This window comes from Tabrizicola sp. (genome assembly GCF_041911175.1).
Taxonomy (GTDB): Bacteria; Pseudomonadota; Alphaproteobacteria; order Rhodobacterales; family Rhodobacteraceae; genus Tabrizicola.
Window position 1 is genome coordinate 44,842 of the sequence record NZ_JAYRPN010000086.1, and the last position, 17,944, is coordinate 62,785.

Annotated in this window: 17 protein-coding genes; 13 read left to right on the plus strand and 4 right to left on the minus strand. The window is 65.5% G+C overall.

Annotation, left to right across the window (positions count from 1 at the left end):
* Positions 1-43 precede the first annotated feature (43 nt).
* The 9 genes from tsaD (at position 44) to ACE3P6_RS12260 (ending at position 8,120) form a co-directional block, all read left to right on the plus strand.
* On the plus strand, positions 44-1,129 hold the full coding sequence (gene tsaD / locus ACE3P6_RS12220) for a tRNA (adenosine(37)-N6)-threonylcarbamoyltransferase complex transferase subunit TsaD (RefSeq protein ID WP_374395356.1): 1,086 nt from the start codon (positions 44-46) through the stop codon (positions 1,127-1,129).
* Entirely contained in the window at positions 1,126-2,082 is a 957-nt protein-coding gene (locus ACE3P6_RS12225; protein WP_374395358.1) for an NAD(P)H-dependent glycerol-3-phosphate dehydrogenase, read from the plus strand. The genes tsaD and ACE3P6_RS12225 overlap by 4 nt, the downstream gene beginning before the upstream one ends.
* 2 nt (positions 2,083-2,084) lie before the next feature.
* On the plus strand, positions 2,085-2,357 hold the full coding sequence (locus ACE3P6_RS12230) for a YciI family protein (RefSeq protein ID WP_374395360.1): 273 nt from the start codon (positions 2,085-2,087) through the stop codon (positions 2,355-2,357).
* Complete coding sequence (locus ACE3P6_RS12235) at positions 2,354-2,773, plus strand: EVE domain-containing protein (RefSeq protein ID WP_374395362.1); 420 nt, start codon at positions 2,354-2,356, stop codon at positions 2,771-2,773. The genes ACE3P6_RS12230 and ACE3P6_RS12235 overlap by 4 nt, the downstream gene beginning before the upstream one ends.
* Positions 2,773-3,474, plus strand: a complete 702-nt coding sequence (locus ACE3P6_RS12240) for a GntR family transcriptional regulator (protein ID WP_374395364.1) — start codon at positions 2,773-2,775, stop codon at positions 3,472-3,474. Before ACE3P6_RS12235 ends, ACE3P6_RS12240 begins: the two co-directional genes overlap by 1 nt.
* Before the next feature lie 114 nt (positions 3,475-3,588).
* The gene (locus tag ACE3P6_RS12245; RefSeq protein ID WP_374395366.1) at positions 3,589-4,548 is read left to right on the plus strand and encodes a dihydrodipicolinate synthase family protein; all 960 of its coding nucleotides are present in this window, start codon (positions 3,589-3,591) and stop codon (positions 4,546-4,548) included.
* A 1-nt stretch (position 4,549) separates the two neighbouring features.
* Positions 4,550-5,782: an NAD(P)/FAD-dependent oxidoreductase gene (locus ACE3P6_RS12250; RefSeq protein ID WP_374395368.1), complete on the plus strand. Its 1,233-nt coding sequence runs from the start codon at positions 4,550-4,552 to the stop codon at positions 5,780-5,782.
* A gap of 1 nt (position 5,783) precedes the next feature.
* Complete coding sequence (locus ACE3P6_RS12255; RefSeq protein ID WP_374395370.1) at positions 5,784-6,785, plus strand: 4-hydroxyproline epimerase; 1,002 nt, start codon at positions 5,784-5,786, stop codon at positions 6,783-6,785.
* Positions 6,786-7,139: 354 nt separating this feature from the next.
* Positions 7,140-8,120, plus strand: coding sequence for a hypothetical protein (locus ACE3P6_RS12260; protein WP_374395372.1), 981 nt, complete (start codon positions 7,140-7,142; stop codon positions 8,118-8,120).
* Positions 8,121-8,152: 32 nt separating this feature from the next.
* Here ACE3P6_RS12260 and uvrC read toward each other — a convergent pair whose 3' ends face one another.
* From uvrC to ACE3P6_RS12280, 4 genes are all read right to left on the minus strand, one after another.
* Positions 8,153-10,012 carry an excinuclease ABC subunit UvrC gene (gene uvrC / locus ACE3P6_RS12265; protein WP_374395375.1) on the minus strand — a complete coding sequence of 620 codons (1,860 nt, stop codon included), beginning with the start codon at positions 10,010-10,012 and terminating at the stop codon, positions 8,153-8,155.
* 297 nt (positions 10,013-10,309) lie between these two features.
* The gene (locus ACE3P6_RS12270) at positions 10,310-11,083 is read right to left on the minus strand and encodes an SDR family oxidoreductase (protein WP_374395377.1); all 774 of its coding nucleotides are present in this window, start codon (positions 11,081-11,083) and stop codon (positions 10,310-10,312) included.
* Positions 11,080-11,265 carry a hypothetical protein gene (locus ACE3P6_RS12275; protein WP_374376784.1) on the minus strand — a complete coding sequence of 62 codons (186 nt, stop codon included), beginning with the start codon at positions 11,263-11,265 and terminating at the stop codon, positions 11,080-11,082. Before ACE3P6_RS12275 ends, ACE3P6_RS12270 begins: the two co-directional genes overlap by 4 nt.
* Before the next feature lies 1 nt (position 11,266).
* Positions 11,267-12,058 (minus strand): S49 family peptidase, encoded by a 792-nt coding sequence (locus tag ACE3P6_RS12280; protein WP_374395379.1) that lies wholly within the window; start codon positions 12,056-12,058, stop codon positions 11,267-11,269.
* A gap of 60 nt (positions 12,059-12,118) precedes the next feature.
* On the opposite strand from ACE3P6_RS12280, the gene ACE3P6_RS12285 reads away from it, so the two are divergent.
* The 4 genes from ACE3P6_RS12285 to fdhF all read left to right on the plus strand — a co-directional run.
* The gene (locus ACE3P6_RS12285; protein ID WP_374376780.1) at positions 12,119-13,000 is read left to right on the plus strand and encodes a LysR family transcriptional regulator; all 882 of its coding nucleotides are present in this window, start codon (positions 12,119-12,121) and stop codon (positions 12,998-13,000) included.
* An 86-nt stretch (positions 13,001-13,086) separates the two neighbouring features.
* Entirely contained in the window at positions 13,087-13,557 is a 471-nt protein-coding gene (locus tag ACE3P6_RS12290) for a formate dehydrogenase subunit gamma (RefSeq protein ID WP_374395381.1), read from the plus strand.
* Positions 13,554-15,059, plus strand: a complete 1,506-nt coding sequence (locus tag ACE3P6_RS12295) for a formate dehydrogenase beta subunit (RefSeq protein ID WP_374395383.1) — start codon at positions 13,554-13,556, stop codon at positions 15,057-15,059. Before ACE3P6_RS12290 ends, ACE3P6_RS12295 begins: the two co-directional genes overlap by 4 nt.
* Positions 15,056-17,944, plus strand: a 2,889-nt coding sequence (gene fdhF / locus ACE3P6_RS12300) for a formate dehydrogenase subunit alpha (RefSeq protein WP_374395386.1), incomplete at its 3' end; no start/stop codon positions are given. The genes ACE3P6_RS12295 and fdhF, both read left to right, overlap by 4 nt.

Consider the following 17,944-nt stretch of genomic DNA (forward strand, 5'->3'; position numbering starts at 1 on the left):
TCCGGGGTGTTACCTGCCGGGGACCCTTCGCGCAACGGCGGCCATGACCCGGACCCTGACTCTCCTCGGCATCGAATCGAGCTGCGACGATACGGCGGCGGCGGTGGTGCGTCTCGGCGAGGGCGGACCGGAGATCCTGTCCTCGCAGGTTCTGGGCCAGACCGCGTTGCACGAGGCCTTCGGCGGCGTGGTGCCCGAGATCGCCGCGCGCGCCCATGCCGAGCGGCTGGACGGGGTGGTCGAGGAGGCGCTGGCCTCGGCGGGCGTCTCGCTGGACGGGATCGACGGCATCGCGGTGACGGCGGGGCCGGGGTTGATCGGCGGGGTGCTGTCGGGCGTGATGCTGGCGCGCGGGCTGGCGGTGGCGAAGAGCCTGCCGCTGGTGCCGGTGAACCATCTGGCCGGTCATGCTTTGACGCCCCGGCTGACCGACGAAATCGCCTTCCCTTACCTCATGCTGCTGGTCTCTGGCGGGCATTGCCAGTTCCTGCTGGTGCAGGGGGTCGACCGTTTCGTCCGGCTGGGCGGCACCATCGACGATGCACCCGGTGAGGCGTTCGACAAGACGGCCAAGCTTCTGGGCCTGCCGCAGCCGGGGGGGCCGTCGGTGGAGGCGGAGGCGGCCCTGGGCGATCCGAAGCGGTTTCCTTTTCCGCGGCCCCTGCTGGACCGCGAGGGCTGCGACATGTCCTTCTCTGGCCTGAAAACGGCTTTGCTGCGGGCGCGGGATGCGCTGGTGGCGGAAAAGGGCGGGATCACCGTCCAGGACCGGCGCGATCTCTGCGCCGGGTTCCAGGCGGCGGTGGCCGAGGTGTTGGCGAAGAAAACATCGCGCGCGATGGAACTGGCGGGCGAGCGGCCCACGGCGCTTGCGGTCGCGGGCGGCGTGGCGGCGAACAGCGCGATCCGGGCCATGTTAGAGACGGTTGCCGCCCGCGCCAGTGTCCCTTTCGTCGCCCCGCCGCTGCGGCTTTGCACCGACAACGCGGCGATGATCGCCTGGGCCGGGATCGAGCGGCTGCGGGCCGGTCTGTCGCCCACGATGGATTTCACCGCCCGCCCGCGCTGGCCGCTGGATGATCGCGCTCCGGCGCTTCTCGGCTCGGGGAAGAAGGGGGCCAAGGCATGATCGGAATCGCCGGGGCGGGGGCGTTCGGCACGGCGCTGGCGGTGGCCCTGGCCAGGGGGGGCCGCGAGGTCCGGCTCTGGGCGCGCGATGCGGACCAGGTGCGGCAGATGCGCGAAACCGGGCGGAGCGAGGCCGCCTTGCCGGGTGTCACGCTACCGGAAAACGTCTCTGTTCACGCCGAAATCGGGGAAATCTGTCACGGTCAGGCGCTGCTGCTGGCCATGCCGATGCAGGCCCTTGGCGCAGCGTTGGACACCTGGCCGCAGATCGACGGGCGGCAACCGCTGGTCGCCTGCTGCAAGGGCGTGGACCTTGGCACCCTGCGCGGCCCCGTGGCGGTGATCGAGGCGCGGCGACCGGGGGCTCCGGCGGCGATCCTGACCGGCCCCAGCTTTGCGGCGGACATCGCGCGCGGCCTGCCGACGGCGCTGACCCTGGCCACGACGGGCGACGGCGAGGCGCTGCAGGAACTGCTTTCCACCCCGACCCTGCGGCTCTATCGGACCGACGACGTGATCGGGGCCGAGCTTGGTGGCGCCTTGAAGAACGTCATCGCCATTGCGGCCGGAACGGTGATCGGCGCCGGGCTGGGCGACAGCGCCCGGGCCGCGCTGATGACGCGGGGCTATGCCGAGATGGTGCGGCTTGCCGAAGCCCTTGGCGCGCGGCCGGAGACGCTGGCGGGCCTTTCGGGCTTTGGCGACCTTGTCCTCACCTGCACCTCGGCGCAGTCGCGCAACTTCCGCTACGGCTGCGCCTTGGGGAAGGGCGAGGGGTTCGACCCCAGGGTCACGGTGGAAGGTGTTGCGACTGCCCGCGCCGTGGTGAAACTGGCCGATGCTCTCATGATCGACATGCCGATCACCGCGATGGTCAATGCCCTTGCCCTTGGGAAGATCGCGTTGAATGATGCCATCGGGCAGCTGATGAGCCGCCCCCTGAAACAGGAATGACCATGCGTTACACCTTGATTTGTCTGGATAAACCGAACGCCCTGCAGACCCGCGTCGAAAACCGCGCGGCGCATCTGGCGTATATACAGGACACCGGCGTGGTGGAGCAGGCCGGCCCCTTCATCGACGCGGCGGGCCAGATGTGCGGCAGCTTGCTGATCCTTGGCGTAGGGTCCAAGGCCGAAGCCGAGGCCTGGGCGGCAGCCGATCCCTATGCCAAGGCGGGGCTTTTCGCCTCGGTGATGGTGCAGGAATGGAAGCGGGTGATCGGATGACCCATTGGCTTTTCAAATCCGAACCCGACGTCTGGGGCTGGGACCACCAGGTCGCCAAGGGTGATGAGGGCGAGGAATGGCACGGAGTCCGCAACTACCAGGCCCGCAACAACATGCGGGCGATGAAGATCGGCGACCGGGGGTTTTTCTACCACTCCAACATCGGCAAGGAAGTGGTTGGGATTGTTGAGGTTTGCCGCGAAAGCGCCCCCGACAGCACGACGGATGATCCGCGCTGGGACTGCGTCTGGATCAAGGCGGTGAAGCCGCTGAAACGGGCGATCACGCTGGAGGAGTGCAAGGTCACGCCGGGGCTGGAGAAGATGGTGCTGGTCAACAACTCGCGCCTGTCGGTCCAGCCGGTCAGCGACGAGGAATGGGCGGTGATCTGTCGCCTGGGCGGGGTCGACCCCTGATGGCCGAAAGCGACGACCCGCAGGAGCGCAAGCGTGGCACCGGGGCGCGCTTCGTCTACGAGACGTTGCGGGACGAGATCCTGAACCTTGTCCTGCAACCCGGTGAGCCGATTGACGAAATCGGCCTGGCGGAGCGGCTGTCGATGTCCCGCACCCCGATCCGCGAAGCCTTGGTGCGGCTGGCGGGCGACGGGCTGGTGACGCTGCTTCCGAACCGCTCGACCGTGGTGTCGCAGATCGATTTCCCGAACCTGCACCATTTCTTCGACGCGCTGACGCTGATGTATCGGGTGACGACCCGGCTCGCCGCCCAGTTCCATGATGAAGCCGACCTTCAGGCGATCCGCGCCCGGCAGGAGGCCTTCGCCAAGGTCGTGCTGGCGGGCGACACGGCGGGGATGATCCAGCTGAACCGGGATTTCCACGTCGCCATCGCCGAGGCCGGGCGGAACCCCTATTACCTCCAGCTCTTCTCGCGCCTGCTGGACGAGGGGCGGCGCATCCTGCGGCTCTACTACTACCCGGCCTTCGAGCCGCTTCTGCCGCATCCGTATATACAGGAACACGAGGCGATCATCGCAGCGGTGGCGGCGCGGGACGTATATACATGTGACCGGCTGGCGAAGGATCATGCCGACAAGATCGTCCGGCAAATCCAGGAGATGATGGCCCGCGACCTGCGGCAGGACATCGAAATCTAGGGTGGCCCCATCTTTCCTGTTGAAATCATGCGTGAAAATCTTGTCGACAAATAAAATGCAAGTTCTATGCTGGGATCAGGATGCGGATTCGGCCGCTATTGGAGGATTGCAATCATGAAGTCGGAAATCTTCTCGGGCACGATCCCGGCCCTGATGACCCCCTGCAAGGCGGACCGCAGCCCGGATTTCGATGCGCTGGTCGCCAAGGCGAAGGAGCTTGTCGGGCTGGGCATGTCCGCCGTGGTCTACTGTGGCTCGATGGGCGACTGGCCGCTTCTGACCACCGAACAGCGGATGGAAGGGGTGGAGCGTCTGGTCAAAGCCGGGATCAAGGTCGTCGTCGGCACTGGGGCTGTAAATACAGCGACTGCCGCCGCCATTGCCTCGCATGCCGAGAGGGTCGGCGCGCATGGGCTGATGGTGATCCCACGGCTGCTGTCGCGCGGCACGGTGGTCGCGGCGCAGCGGGCGCATTTCAAGGCGGTGCTTTCCGCTGCCCCGACCCTGCCTGCGGTGATCTACAACAGCCCCTACTATGGCTATTCCACCAAGGCCGACCTCTTCTTCCAGCTGCGAGCCGAGCACAAGAACCTGGTCGGGTTCAAGGAATTCGGCGGCTATGCCGACCTGTCCTATGCCGCCGAAGCGATCACCGGCGCGGATGCCGACCTGAAGCTGATGATCGGCGTCGATACGGCGGTCTACCACGGCTACGTCAACTGCAACGCCGATGGCGCGATCACCGGGATCGGCAACGTCCTCCCGCGCGAGGTGCTGCATCTGGTCTCGCTCTGCCGCGCGGCCCAGAAGGGCGACGCCGAGGCGCGGCGGCTGGCCTATGAGCTGGACCAGGCGATGCAGGTGCTGTCGGAAGTCGACGCCGGGCCGGATTTGGTGTTGTTCTTCAAGCACATGATGGTCCTGCGCGGTGAGACGGCCTATTCGCATCACTTCAACGAAGGCGATACGCTGTCGGCCAGCCAGAAGGGCTTCATCGAGGCGCAGCTGAAGATGTTCGACGCCTGGTATGCCGATTGGGCCAAGCAACCGGAGGCGCGGAAATACGCCGCCTGACATGACCAGCGTCACCGTCATCGGGGCCGGGGTCATCGGCCTTTCCACCGCCCTGATGGCGCAGGCGCGTGGGTTTTCCGTCACGGTGGTGGACCGCGAGGGCCCCGCCGCAGGGGCCTCGGCAGGCAATGCCGGGGCCTTCGCCTTCACCGACACCCTGCCGCTCGCCTCGCCCGGCATCTTGCGCAAGGCGCCGAAATGGCTGCTGGACCCGCTGGGGCCACTGTCCGTCCCGCCCGCCTATGCATTGCAGATCGCACCCTGGCTTTTCCGCTTCTGGCGTGCCTGTTCGCCCCGTGCGGTTGCGGCCTCCACGGCGGCGCAGACGGCGCTGATGGACCTGTCCCGGGCTGAGCTGGAGCCGTTTCTGGCCGCCACCGGCACATTGGGGATGCTCCGCAAGGACGGCAACCTGCAGGTCTATGAGAGCGATGCAGAGTTCAGGGTGTCACTGCCCGGCTGGCAGGCGCGTGAGGCGCATGGGATCGACTTCCAGCACATGACGGGGGGGGAAATGGAGGGGCTGCAACCCGGCCTCGCCCCCCGGTTCATCAAGGGGACGTTCACCCCCGGCTGGTGGTCCATCGCCGACCCCAAGGACTATGTCCTTGCGCTGGCAGAGCGCTTCCGCGCGCAGGGCGGGACGATCCTGCAGGCCGAGGTGACGGGGCTGCAGCTGCAGGAGACGGGTGTGTATATACGCACTACGGGAGAGCCCTTGCGTGCCGACAAGGTGGTCTTGGCCGCCGGAGCCTTCTCGCACCGTATCGCGGCCACACTGGGCGAGCGCATCCCGCTGGAGACGGAGCGCGGCTACAACACTACGCTGCCGCCCGACGCGCTGGACCTGCGCTGCCAGGTGACCTTCGGGGGACATGGTTTCGTCGTCACCCGCCTGTCGACCGGCATTCGGGTCGGCGGCGCGGTGGAGCTTGGGGGTCTGTCGCTGCCACCGAACTACAAGCGGTCCGAGGCCATGCTGCGGAAAGCAAAGGCTTTTCTGCCTGGCCTGAAAACCGAAGGCGGCACGCAGTGGATGGGGTTCCGCCCTTCGCTGCCCGACAGCCTGCCTGCCATCGGGCGTGCCAAAGCCTCGCCGCATGTTGTATATGCCTTCGGCCACGGCCACCTCGGCCTGACCCAAAGCGCCGGGACGGCGCGGTTGGTGGCCGAGCTGCTGACCGGGGCGCCGGCTGCGATAGACCTGACCCCCTTCTCGCCGCAAAGGTTCTGACATGGCTGTATATACGTTCTCCTGCCTCGACGGCCACACTTGCGGCAACCCGGTGCGGCTGGTCTCGGGCGGCGGACCCCGGCTGGAGGGGGCGACCATGCTGGAGCGCCGGGCGCATTTCCTGAAGGATTTCGACTGGATCCGCACCGGGCTGATGTATGAACCACGGGGCCACGACATGATGTCGGGCTCGATCCTCTACCCGCCGACGCGGGCCGATTGCGACGTGGGGGTGCTGTTCATCGAGACCTCCGGCTGCCTGCCGATGTGCGGGCATGGGCTGATCGGGACGGTGACGATGGGGCTGGAGAACGGGTTGATTACCCCGCGCGAACCGGGGCGGTTGGCGGTGGATGCTCCGGCGGGGAAGGTCGAGGTTTCGTATATACAGGAGGGGCGGTTTGTCGAGGAAGTACGGCTGACCAATGTGCCGGGTTTCCTTTATGCAGAAGGGCTTACGGCAGAAATTGAAGGTCTGGGCGAGGTCGTGGTGGACGTGGCCTATGGCGGCAACTTCTATGCCATCGTCGAGCCGCAGAAGGCGTTCCGCGACATGGCGGACCATACGGCGGGGGAGCTGGTGGGGTGGTCGCCGAAGCTGCGGGCGGCGCTGAATGCGAAGTATGAGTTCGTGCATCCCGAGCATCCGGCGATCCGGGGGTTGAGCCATATCCTGTGGACGGGCAAGCCCACGGTGCCGGGAGCGCATGCCCGCAACGCCGTGTTTTATGGGGAGAAAGCCATCGACCGCAGCCCCTGCGGGACGGGGACTTCCGCCCGGATGGCGCAGTTGGCGGCGAAGGGGAAGCTGGCCGTGGGGGACGAGTTCCACCATGAGAGCATCATCGGCTCGATCTTCAAGGGACGGGTCGAGGCTGCTGCGACGTTGGCGGGGCGGGAGGCGATTGTTCCCTCCATCGCCGGCTGGGCGCGGCAGACGGGGATCAACACGATCATCATCGACGACCGTGATCCATTTGCGCATGGGTTTGTGGTGAAGTGACGCCGGGCGCGGCGTTCGGTGTGTTAGATCAATGGGTTGGCGAGTTCTTGGTCGTCTGGGAACGGTATGGATCGCGTATGGAAGGCGGCCATACGCGCGTATGGGCTGTTGCGTGTTAACCATTTGTCGCGAATCGGGGCTGGTCGGGTGCCCCCCACCCCCGGCCCCTCCCCACGGAGGGGGAGGGGAGGCGCTTGGGGCTTCTGGTGCGCTGAGGCGGTTGGGGGAGCGCCTGGGGTAGGCGGGGGATGCCTTCGGCGGGATATTTTGGGGACAGGTGTAGCAAACGCAGTCTGCGCGCTGAGAGCGAAGAAATGACTCCCGCCATAGTTGCGGTCGTGCAAATACTCGCCAATGGTCGAGATTCGCTTACCCATTTCATTGGTCTACGAGACGACGGGCGTTACACCCGTTTCCGATATCATCGAAGCGCTGCGCGCTACCGACGATCTTGCGCGGGATGCCGCCGCTCTGCTTCCGAGCTTCATCTCTGGCTTGCAGATAGACAAAAGTTCACTAAATGTTCGCATTCTGTCACAAGAAAGCCCACTTCGAGAGGCGTTCTTTCTAGCGCTGTTGGTCACATATCAGGACGACCTCCGAAGAGAGGTTCCGCCGATGATTGAAGATCTGTTCAAGGTTACAGTGAGCGATAAGTACGACACCATCGTGACCTTGGTGTTTCTGACGATTGTGTTCTACGGCACCGGCCTGGCCATTGACGCCGTCAAGAAAATGGTCACTTCCAGCTTGCCGCGCGACCGCTTTGAAGAGTTGTCTGAACTCCTCGCACGGCAAACAGGAAGAACAAGTGATGAGGTCTTGAAAATCATCCAAGCGCACTTTGAGAAGCCGTCGGCGGCAAAGCGACTTCTTATTCAAGCAAAGCGCATTTTCCTTCCCAGCCAGCGTGACAGAAATGCGCCGATGCTTGTGGATAGGGACCGCATAGACTCCAACACGATCCGAGAAATTCCGTATGTGGGAGAGGCTGAAAAGCCTTCGGACTTTGACCGATACAAGCCCTACTATGGCGTAGTGCTCGACCTACATGCAATGGACCGGGACAAGGCCGCAACAGGATGGGCGGCTGTCGCAGACGGAATCAGCGACCGACGCTTGAAGGTTCGAGTAATGGACCCTGTTCAGCCATCTGATCTTTGGGGGCAACCTCAAGTAAAGGCTGACATTGTTCTTGTGTCAAAGTTAACTGCAGACGGCTACGTCCCTGCGGAAATCCAGGTAACGGGGCTGGTCAAGCGACGCGAACCCCCACCACAACCCTCACCGTCAGGCACTGCAGCAAGAAAGCGGTCGAGAGGTCGCGGCGACTAGTTTGCTGTTCACGTTGGCACCCGCACAACGCCTTACCCCTTCGCCGAGAAGTAGTCTGCGATGGTTTTGGCCATTGCCTGGGAAATCCCGTCCACGGCTTGCAGGTCCTCGACCCCTGCCCGGGCCACGGCCTTTGCGCTGCCGAAGTGTTGGAGGAGGGCGCGTTTGCGGGTGGCTCCGATGCCGGGGATGTCATCCAGGGGCGTCACGCTGACCGCCTTCGCCCGCTTGGCGCGGTGGGCGCCGATGGCCCAGCGGTGGGCCTCGTCGCGGAGGCGCTGGATGAAGTAGAGGACGGGGTCGTTCCGTTGCAGGGCGAAGGGGCGGGTGCCGGGGCGGTGGAATTCCTCTTTCCCGGCGTCGCGGTCGATGCCCTTCGCCACGCCGACCATCGCGATGTCGTCCACCCCGAGTTCGGCCATGATCCCGGCCACCGCCGACACCTGCCCCGCGCCGCCGTCGATCAGCAACAGGTCGGGCCACATGTCGGTCTTGCGCTCGGGGTCCTCCTTCAGCAGACGCTCGAAGCGGCGGGTCAGGACTTCCTTCATCATGCCGAAGTCGTCGGAATTGGCCCCGGCCTCGGAGCGGATGTTGAACTTGCGGTATTGCGATTTCAGGAAGCCCTCGGCGCCCGCCACGATCATGCCGCCGACGGCATTGGTGCCCTGAATGTGCGAGTTGTCGTAGACCTCGATCCGCTGCGGCGGGGCGTCGAGGTCGAAGGCTTCGGCAAGGCCGGTGAGGAGCTTGTTCTGGGTGGTGGACTCGGCCATGCGGCGGGCGAGGCTTTCGCGGGCGTTGCGGGTGGCGTTTTCCACCAGTTCCGCCTTTTCGCCGCGCTGGGGAACCGCGAGTTCCACCTTGCGACCGGCGCGGGCTGACAGGGCCTCGGTCACCAGGTCGGGGTTGTCGACCGGGTGGGAGAGAAGGATCAGCCGGGGCGGGTCCTTGTCGTCGTAGAACTGGGTGAGGAAGGCTTCCAGGATCTCCGGCTCTTCTGCGCCCGAGCCGGTCTTGGGGTAGAAGTCGCGGTTTCCCCAGCTTTGGTTGGCGCGGATGAAGAAGACCTGAACGCAGGCCTGGCCATGTTCGAGGTGAAGGGCGACAACGTCGGCCTCGGCCACGCCCTGCGGGTTGATGCCCTGGCTTTGCTGGATCTGGGTCAGCGCCTTGATCCGGTCGCGCAAAGCGGCGGCGCGTTCGAATTCCATCGCTTCGGAGGCAAGCGCCATGTCGCGGGCGAGGTCGGCCTGCACCGAAGTGGTCTTGCCTTCGAGGAAGCGCTTGGCGTCATCGACGAGGCTGGCATAGCCCTCCTGGCTGATCTTCGCCACGCAGGGGGCGGAGCAGCGCTTGATCTGGTATTGCAGGCAGGGACGGGTACGGCTTTCGAACATCGAGTCCGAGCAGTTGCGGAGGAGGAAGACCTTTTGCAGCTGGTTGAGGGTTCGGTTGACGGCCCCGGCTGAGGCGAAGGGGCCGAAATAGGCGCCCTTCTCGGACTTCTTGCCGCGATGCTTCTTGATCTGCGGATAGGGGTGTTCGGCGGAGATCAGGATGTTCGGGAAGCTCTTGTCGTCGCGCAAGAGCACGTTGTAGCGCGGCTTCAGCTGCTTGATCAGGTTCTGTTCGAGAAGCAGCGCCTCAAGTTCCGTGCGCGTGGTCAGGAACATCATCGAGGCGGTCTCAAAGATCATCCGGGCGATGCGACCGGAATGGCCTGCGGGCCGGGCGTAGTTGGTGACGCGCGCCTTCAGGTTGCGCGCCTTGCCGACATACAGCACCTCGGAGGCCGCGTTCAGCATCCGGTAGACGCCGGGCGAACCGTCCAGCGTCTTCAGGTAATCCTGGATCACCTCATGTCCGGTGCGGGGTTTTTCGTCGGTCATCTGGGGGCGTCGATTCTTTGATCAGGGCTGCACTGAACGGGGGGGCGTGGCAAGAGCAAAGCTGTCCACGGAATCTGGGGATAAGTTTGCGGAGAAGATTTCGGGAGCGCGGTTTTTCCCTTGTTTTCGGCCCGGTTCGTGAAGTTGCCTATTTTTTGGGCACATTCATAAGCGATTGATTTCGCACGGAAGATTTTCTTGTGGGCCGCAAATCCCTGAAATCCCAAGTGAATCGTGAACGTCTTGTGACGAAAGCGTGAGAAGTGGACAAGTTGACGCGGCGTCGGTTTGGAAGGGCTATTCCACGCCCAGAACGTCTGGCGTTTTCCAGCCGAGGTGCTGGCCACCGTCGACCGCGATGAACTGGCCGGTGACGCCGGGGCTGTCGAGGAAGAATCCCAGGGCGGCGGTGATGTCCTGCGGGTTCGCGCCACGGCCCAGAACGGTGGCGGCACGCTGGCGGGCGAAGTGGGTTTCCGACTGCCGGGCGCCTCTCAGGGTGGGGCCGGGACCGATGGCGTTGACGCGGATATGGGGTGCCAGGCCTTGCGCGGCGGTCTGGGTCAGGGCCCAGAGACCCATCTTGGCGATGGTGTAGGTCGAGAACTCGGGCGTCAGTTTCAGGATGCGCTGGTCGATCATGTTGACGATCAGGCCTTGGGCGAGAGGTTCGCCCATGTCGTCGGTCGTGGCCGGAGGGCACTGGCGGGCGAAGGCCTGCGTCAGGACATAGGGCGCGCGGAGGTTGGATTCGATGTGACGGTCCCAGCCTTCGCGGGTGGCGGTGTCGATCCGGTCGTATTCGAAGATCGAGGCGCTGTTGACGAGGACAGTGAGGGGGCCGAGGGCGGCGGTGGCGGCGGGGACCAGGGCCTGAACCTGCGCTTCGTGCAGAAGGTCGGCGTGGAAGGCCCGAGCCTGGCGGCCCAGGGCGCGGATTTCGGCGACGGTGGCTTCGGCCTCGTCGGCGGAGGAGGCGTAGTGGACCGCGACATCGTGCCCGCGCCCGGCGAGGTAAAGCGCCATCGCACGGCCCAGCCGTTTGCCCGCGCCTGTCACCAGTGCCGTCATTTCGCACGCCCCCCGCAGTCGCAGGTCTTCTGGCCGATGAGATAGCGCCCGCATTTCCGGCAGCGCGGGGCGCCCTGGCGTTTGCGCAGGACGGGGGGCAGGGCCGAGGGGAAGAGGGCGCGGCCGATGAAGGCGATCAGCGCCATGAAGCAGAGGAAGACGAGGACGACCTTGACCAGCATTCTATAACCCGTAGCGCGCCCAGAGCGCCCGATCCTCGACCGCCCCCAGCGTTTCATCGACCAGAGACAAGCCAAGCCGCTGGAAGAGGCTGCGCTTGCGACCGAGGGGGAGGAGTTTGACCTTCTCGCCGTAGAGCGCCTTCAGCTTGGGGACCATATGGGCGATGCCGTCGGTCAGGCCGAGGTCGACGGACTGCTGGCCGACCCAGATGTCGGCGTTGAAAAGGTCGGCGGTGTCATTCAGCCGCTTGCCGCGCGAATGTTTGACGTGGTCGATGAAGGCCTGGTGGATCGGGGTTTGCAGGGCTTTCAGGCGGTCCACATCCTCGGCCTTCTGCGGCAGGAAGGGGTCGGCGAAGCTTTTCGACTTGCCCGCCGTGACGACACGGCGTTCGACGCCCTGGCGGGCCATCAGTTCGGGGAAGCCGAAGCTGGCGAAAATCACCCCGATGGAACCGACGATACTGCTGGAATCGACCCAGATGTCATCCGCCGCGCAGGCGAGCCAGTAGCCGCCCGAGGCGGCGACATCCTCGACGAAGGCATGGACGGGTATGTTCTTCTCCTCTGCCAGCCGCCGGATGCGGGCGGCGATGAGCGAGGATTGCACCGCCGAGCCGCCGGGGGAGTTGATGGCCAGTGCCACCGCGACGGGCTTCGACTTGAAGGCCTTGTCGATCAGCGGGGCCAGCGCCTCGTCGTTGAGCGCACGGGTGCCGGTGCCGATGGTGCCCGAAAGGCGGATCACCGGGACGATGGGCGGTTTGGGCAGGAAGGGGATCAGGCGGCGCATGGGCCAGAGGTAAGCCCTATGGGGCTTGCGGGCAAGGGCGGGGCGCGGCAGGCTGGCCCGATGATCGACAAGCTGGAAATGTTCATCGCGCTGGCGAAGGAACGGCACTTCGGCCGGGCGGCAGAGGCCTGCGGGGTGACGCAGCCATCCCTGTCTTCTGCCATCCGGCAGCTGGAGGATCAGCTGGGCGTGCAACTGGTGTTCCGCGGCAGCCGGTTCCAGGGCCTGACGCCGGAAGGGCAAAGGGTGCTGGACCGGGCGCTGGGCATCGTGGGCGATGTGCGGGCCCTGAAGGACGAGATGCGGGTGGTGCGCACTGGTCTGTCGGGCAACCTGCGGATCGGGGTGATCCCGACGGCGCTGCCGATGGTGGCCGACCTGACCGGCCCCTTCACCAAGAAGCACCCGAATGTCCGCGTCTCGATCCTGTCGCGGACCAGCGTCGAGATCCTGACCGGGATCGAGGCGCTGGATCTGGAGGCGGGGATCACCTACCTCGACAACGAGCCCCTGGGCCGGGTGTCGCAGGTGCCGCTTTATACCGAGTTCTACCGCCTGCTGATCGCCCCGGGGTCGGAACTGGCCGGGCGCCGCCATGTCAGCTGGAACGAGCTGTCGACCGTGCCGCTGTGCCTTCTGACCTCGGACATGCAGAACCGCCGGATCGTCAACCAGCACCTCGGCGAGGCGGGGGTGGATACCGTGCCGATGATCGAGTCGAACTCGACGATGGCCTTGATGGCGCATGTGCTGACCGGGCGCTGGGCTTCGGTCGTGCCGAAGAAGCTGGCCGACATGTTCGTGGCGGACGGGCGGCTGCATTCGATTCCCATCGTGGAACCCGAGGCGGAGCATAGCGTGGGCCTGATCGCGGCCCGGCGCGACCCGCAGACGCCAGTGTTGCAGGCGCTGGTGGACGAGGCGGTGCGGCTGTTTCGATAGGTTTTGCCTATCGTTTGACGGTATCGTTACATTGAAATCCCTATCAATCGGCGTATACCCCGGTATGCCAGCCAGAGGTTGCCCGCATGCTTGATTCCCACGCCCACTCCGACCGGATCGCCGAAATTCTTGAAGCCCATCGCGGGCTTGAGGGACCTCTGCTTCCCATTCTCCATGCCGTTCAGGAGGCGTTCGGCCATATTCCCGAAGCCGCCATTCCGCAGATCGCGGCGGCGCTGACGATTTCCAAGGCGGAAGTGCATGGGGTGGTCAGCTTCTACCACGACTTCCGGGAAAAGCCCGCCGGGCGCCATGTGCTGAAACTGTGCCGGGCCGAGGCCTGTCAGGCCGCCTTCGGCAACTCGGTGGCCGACCGCGCGAGGGAGAAACTGGGCATCGACTGGCACGAGACGACGCCGGATGGCGCGGTGACGCTGGAGCCGGTGTTCTGCCTGGGGCTTTGCGCCTGCGGACCGGCGGCGCTGGTGGACGACAAGCTGGTCGGCATGCTGACGCCGAAGAAGGTCGAAAAGCTGATCGACGAGGTGCTGAAATGAAGATCTGGCTGCCTCTGGACAGTTTCGCGGTGGCGATGGGCGGGGAAGCGGTGGCCGAGGCCATCCTTGCCGAAGCGGGCAAGCGCGGGGTCAAGGTCAGCCTGACCCGCAACGGCAGCCGTGGCATGGCCTGGCTGGAACCGCTGGTCGAGGTCGAGGTGGCGGGCGTCCGCCATGCCTTCGGGCCGATGCAGCCCGCCGATGTGCCGGCGCTGTTCGATGACCTGGCGGCGCATCCGAAGGCGCTGGGCCCGACCGAAGAGCTGGACTGGATGAAGGGCCAGACCCGGCTGACCTTTGCCCGCTGCGGCATCACCGATCCGCTGTCCTTGGCGGAATACCGGGCGCATGGCGGTCTGGCGGGGCTGGATCGCGCCAAGGGCATGACCAAGGCGCAGATCGTTCAGGAAGTGACCGATTCCGGCCTGCGGGGCCGGGGTGGTGCGGGCTTCCCGACCGGGATCAAGTGGAAGACGGTCAGCGAGGCGAAGGGCGACCGGAAGTACATCGTCTGCAACGCCGACGAGGGCGACAGCGCCACCTTTGCCGACCGCATGCTGATGGAGGGCGACCCCTTCACGCTGATCGAGGGCATGGCGATTGCCGGGTTGGCCTGCGGGGCGACCAAGGGCTTTGTCTACATTCGCAGCGAATATCCGGTGGCGATCCGGGTGATGCGCGCGGCGGTCGAGATTGCGCGGGCCCAGGGCGTGCTGGGCGCGGCCTTCGACATGGAAATCCGGGTCGGCGCCGGGGCCTATGTCTGCGGCGAGGAGACGAGCCTGTTGAACAGCCTGGAAGGCAAGCGTGGCGTCGTGCGCGCCAAGCCGCCGCTGCCGGCGCTGGAAGGCTTCATGGGCAAGCCGACGGTGGTGAACAACGTGATCTCGCTGGCCTCGGTGCCGGTGATCCTGGCCAAGGGGGCGGCCTACTACAAGGACTTCGGCCTCGGCCGGTCGCGCGGGACGATCCCGCTGCAGATCGCCGGGAACGTGAAATACGGCGGGCTCTATGAAACCGCCTTCGGCCTGACCCTGGGCGAGATCGTCGACAGGATCGCGGGCGGCTGCTTCACCGACCGTCCGGTCAAGGCGGTGCAGGTGGGCGGGCCGCTGGGTGCCTATTTCCCCCGCGCGCTGTTCGACACGCCCTTCGGCTATGAGGAATTCGCGGCGAAGGATGGGCTGATCGGCCATGCCGGGCTGACCTTGTTCGACGACAGCGCCGACATGCTGGCGATGGCCCGCTTCGCGATGGAGTTCTGCGCCATCGAAAGCTGCGGCAAATGCACCCCCTGCCGGATCGGGTCGACCCGCGGGGTGGAAACGCTGGACCGGCTGGCGCGGGGCGATGCCTCGGCGATGCCGATCCTCACCGATTTGTGCAACACGATGAAGCTTGGTTCGCTTTGCGCCTTGGGCGGGTTCACCCCATATCCGGTGATGAGCGCGCTGACCCATTTCCCCGACGATTTCGCCCGTGCGAAGGAGGCCGCCGAATGAAAGATTTCATCATCCCCGACCGCGACTTCGGCACTCCGGCTGCGAAGTCGAAACAGATGGTCACGCTGACCATCGACGGCTTCGAGGTGACGGTGCCCGAGGGCACCAGCATCATGCGCGCCGCGAACGAGATCGGGATCCCGGTGCCGAAGCTTTGCGCGACGGATTCGGTCGATGCCTTCGGCTCCTGCCGGCTCTGCCTGGTCGAGATCGAGGGGCGGAACGGCACGCCCGCCTCCTGCACCACGCCGGTGGCGCCGGGGATCAAGGTCCATACCCAGAACGCCAAGCTGAAGCAGCTGCGGCGCGGGGTGATGGAGCTGTATATCTCGGACCACCCGCTGGACTGCCTGACCTGTGCGGCGAACGGCGATTGCGAATTGCAGGACATGGCGGGTGCCGTGGGCCTGCGCGACGTGCGCTATGACGCGGTCGACACGCATTTCCGGGTGAAGAACACCAGCGGCGAGGCCAACCCGCAGTGGCTGCCGAAGGACGACAGCAACCCCTATTTCACCTATGACCCGGCGAAATGCATCGTCTGCTCGCGCTGTGTGCGGGCCTGCGAGGAAGTGCAGGGGACGTTTGCGCTGACGATCGAGGGCCGGGGCTTCGACAGCCGCGTCTCCTTCGGTGCCAAGACCGACGATGCGCTGGCCTCGGATTGCGTGAGCTGCGGCGCCTGCGTGCAGGCCTGCCCGACGGCGACGCTGACCGAGAAGTCGGTGATCGAGATCGGCACCCCGGATCGCAGCATCATCACCACCTGCGCCTATTGCGGCGTCGGATGCAGCTTCAAGGCCGAGATGCGCGGCGATGAGCTGGTGCGGATGGTGCCCTACAAGCACGGCAAGGCCAACCGGGGCCACAGCTGCGTGAAGGGCCGCTTCGCCTATGGCTATGCGACGCACCAGGACCGCATCCTGAAGCCGATGATCCGCGACGCGATCACCGACCCGTGGAAGGAAGTCTCCTGGGCCGAGGCGATGGACTTCGCGGCCAGCCGGATGAAGGACATCCAGGCGAAGTACGGGCGCCAGTCGGTCGGAGTGATCACCTCCAGCCGCTGCACGAACGAGGAGACCTACCTCGTCCAGAAGCTGACCCGCGCCGTCTTCATGAACAACAACACCGACACCTGCGCCCGGGTCTGCCATTCGCCCACCGGCTATGGCCTGGGCCAGACTTTCGGCACCTCGGCCGGGACTCAGGACTTCGACTCGGTGGAGGAATGCGACGTGGCGCTGATCATCGGCGCGAACCCGCATTCGGCGCATCCGGTCTTCGGAAGCCGGTTGAAGAAGCGCCTGCGGCAGGGCGCGAAGCTGATCCTGATCGACCCGCGCCGGACCGAGATGTACGAGGGCCCGCACTACAAGGCCGCGCATCACCTGGCGCTGACTCCGGGGACGAACGTGGCGGTGGTCAGCGCGCTGGCGCATGTCATCGTGACCGAAAAGCTCTACAACGAGGAATTCATCCGCACCCGCTGCGACTGGGACGAGTTCCAGGACTATGCCGAGTTCATCAGCCAGCCGATGTATTCGCCCGAGGCGGTGCAGATGGTCACCGGCGTCCCGGCCGAGGAAGTGCGCGGCGCGGCGCGGCTTTACGCCACCGGCGGCAATGCGGCGATCTACTACGGGCTGGGGGTGACCGAACACTCGCAGGGCTCGACCGCGGTGATCGGCATCGCCAACCTTGCCATGCTGACCGGCAACATCGGCCGTCCCGGCGTGGGGGTGAACCCGCTGCGCGGCCAGAACAACGTGCAAGGCTCCTGCGACATGGGGTCCTTCCCGCATGAACTGCCGGGCTATCGCCATGTGAAGCACCCGGAGGTCCGCGCGATCTACGAGAAAGCCTGGGGCGTGACCATCGACCCGGAGCCGGGCCTGCGCATCCCGAACATGCTGGACGCGGCCGTGGAGGGCACGTTCAGGGGCCTGTACTGCCAGGGTGAGGACATCCTGCAATCCGACCCCGACACCCACCACGTCGCGGCGGGCCTGGCGGCGATGGACTGCGTCATCGTCCACGACCTGTTCCTGAACGAGACGGCGAACTACGCGCATGTGTTCTTCCCCGGCTCGTCCTTCCTGGAAAAGGACGGCACCTTCACCAACGCCGAGCGGCGGATCAACATGGTCCGCAAGGTGATGGCGCCGAAGCAGGGCTATGCCGACTGGGAAGTCACCCAGATGTTCGCCAACGCCCTGGGCGCGAACTGGACCTACACCCATCCCTCGCAGATCATGGACGAGATCGCGATGACGACGCCCTCCTTCGCGGGGGTCTCGTTCGAAAAGCTGGAGACGATGGGCTCGGTCCAGTGGCCCTGCAACGACAAGGCGCCGGAAGGCACGCCGCTGGTCCACGTCGACGGCTTCGTGCGCGGCAAGGGCAAGTTCATCCGCACCGAGTATATTGCGACGGACGAAAAGACCGGCCCGCGCTTCCCGCTTCTGCTGACGACGGGGCGCATCCTGTCGCAGTACAACGTCGGCGCGCAGACGCGGCGGACGGAAAACGTGGTCTGGCACGACCAGGACCTTCTGGAAATCCATCCCCACGATGCCGAGAACCGTGGCATCCACGAGGGGGATTGGGTGCGGCTGGCCAGCCGGGCGGGCGATACCACGCTGCGGGCGACGATCACCGACAAGGTCTCGCCCGGGGTGGTCTACACCACCTTCCACCACCCGGATACGCAGGCGAACGTCATCACCACCGACTTCTCGGACTGGGCGACGAACTGTCCGGAATACAAGGTGACCGCCGTTCAAGTGACGCTCTCCAACCACCCGTCCGAATGGCAGAAGGAATGGGAAGAGCGCGAGAACGAGAACAAGCGCGTCGCCGTCAAGCCGTTGATTGCGGCGGAG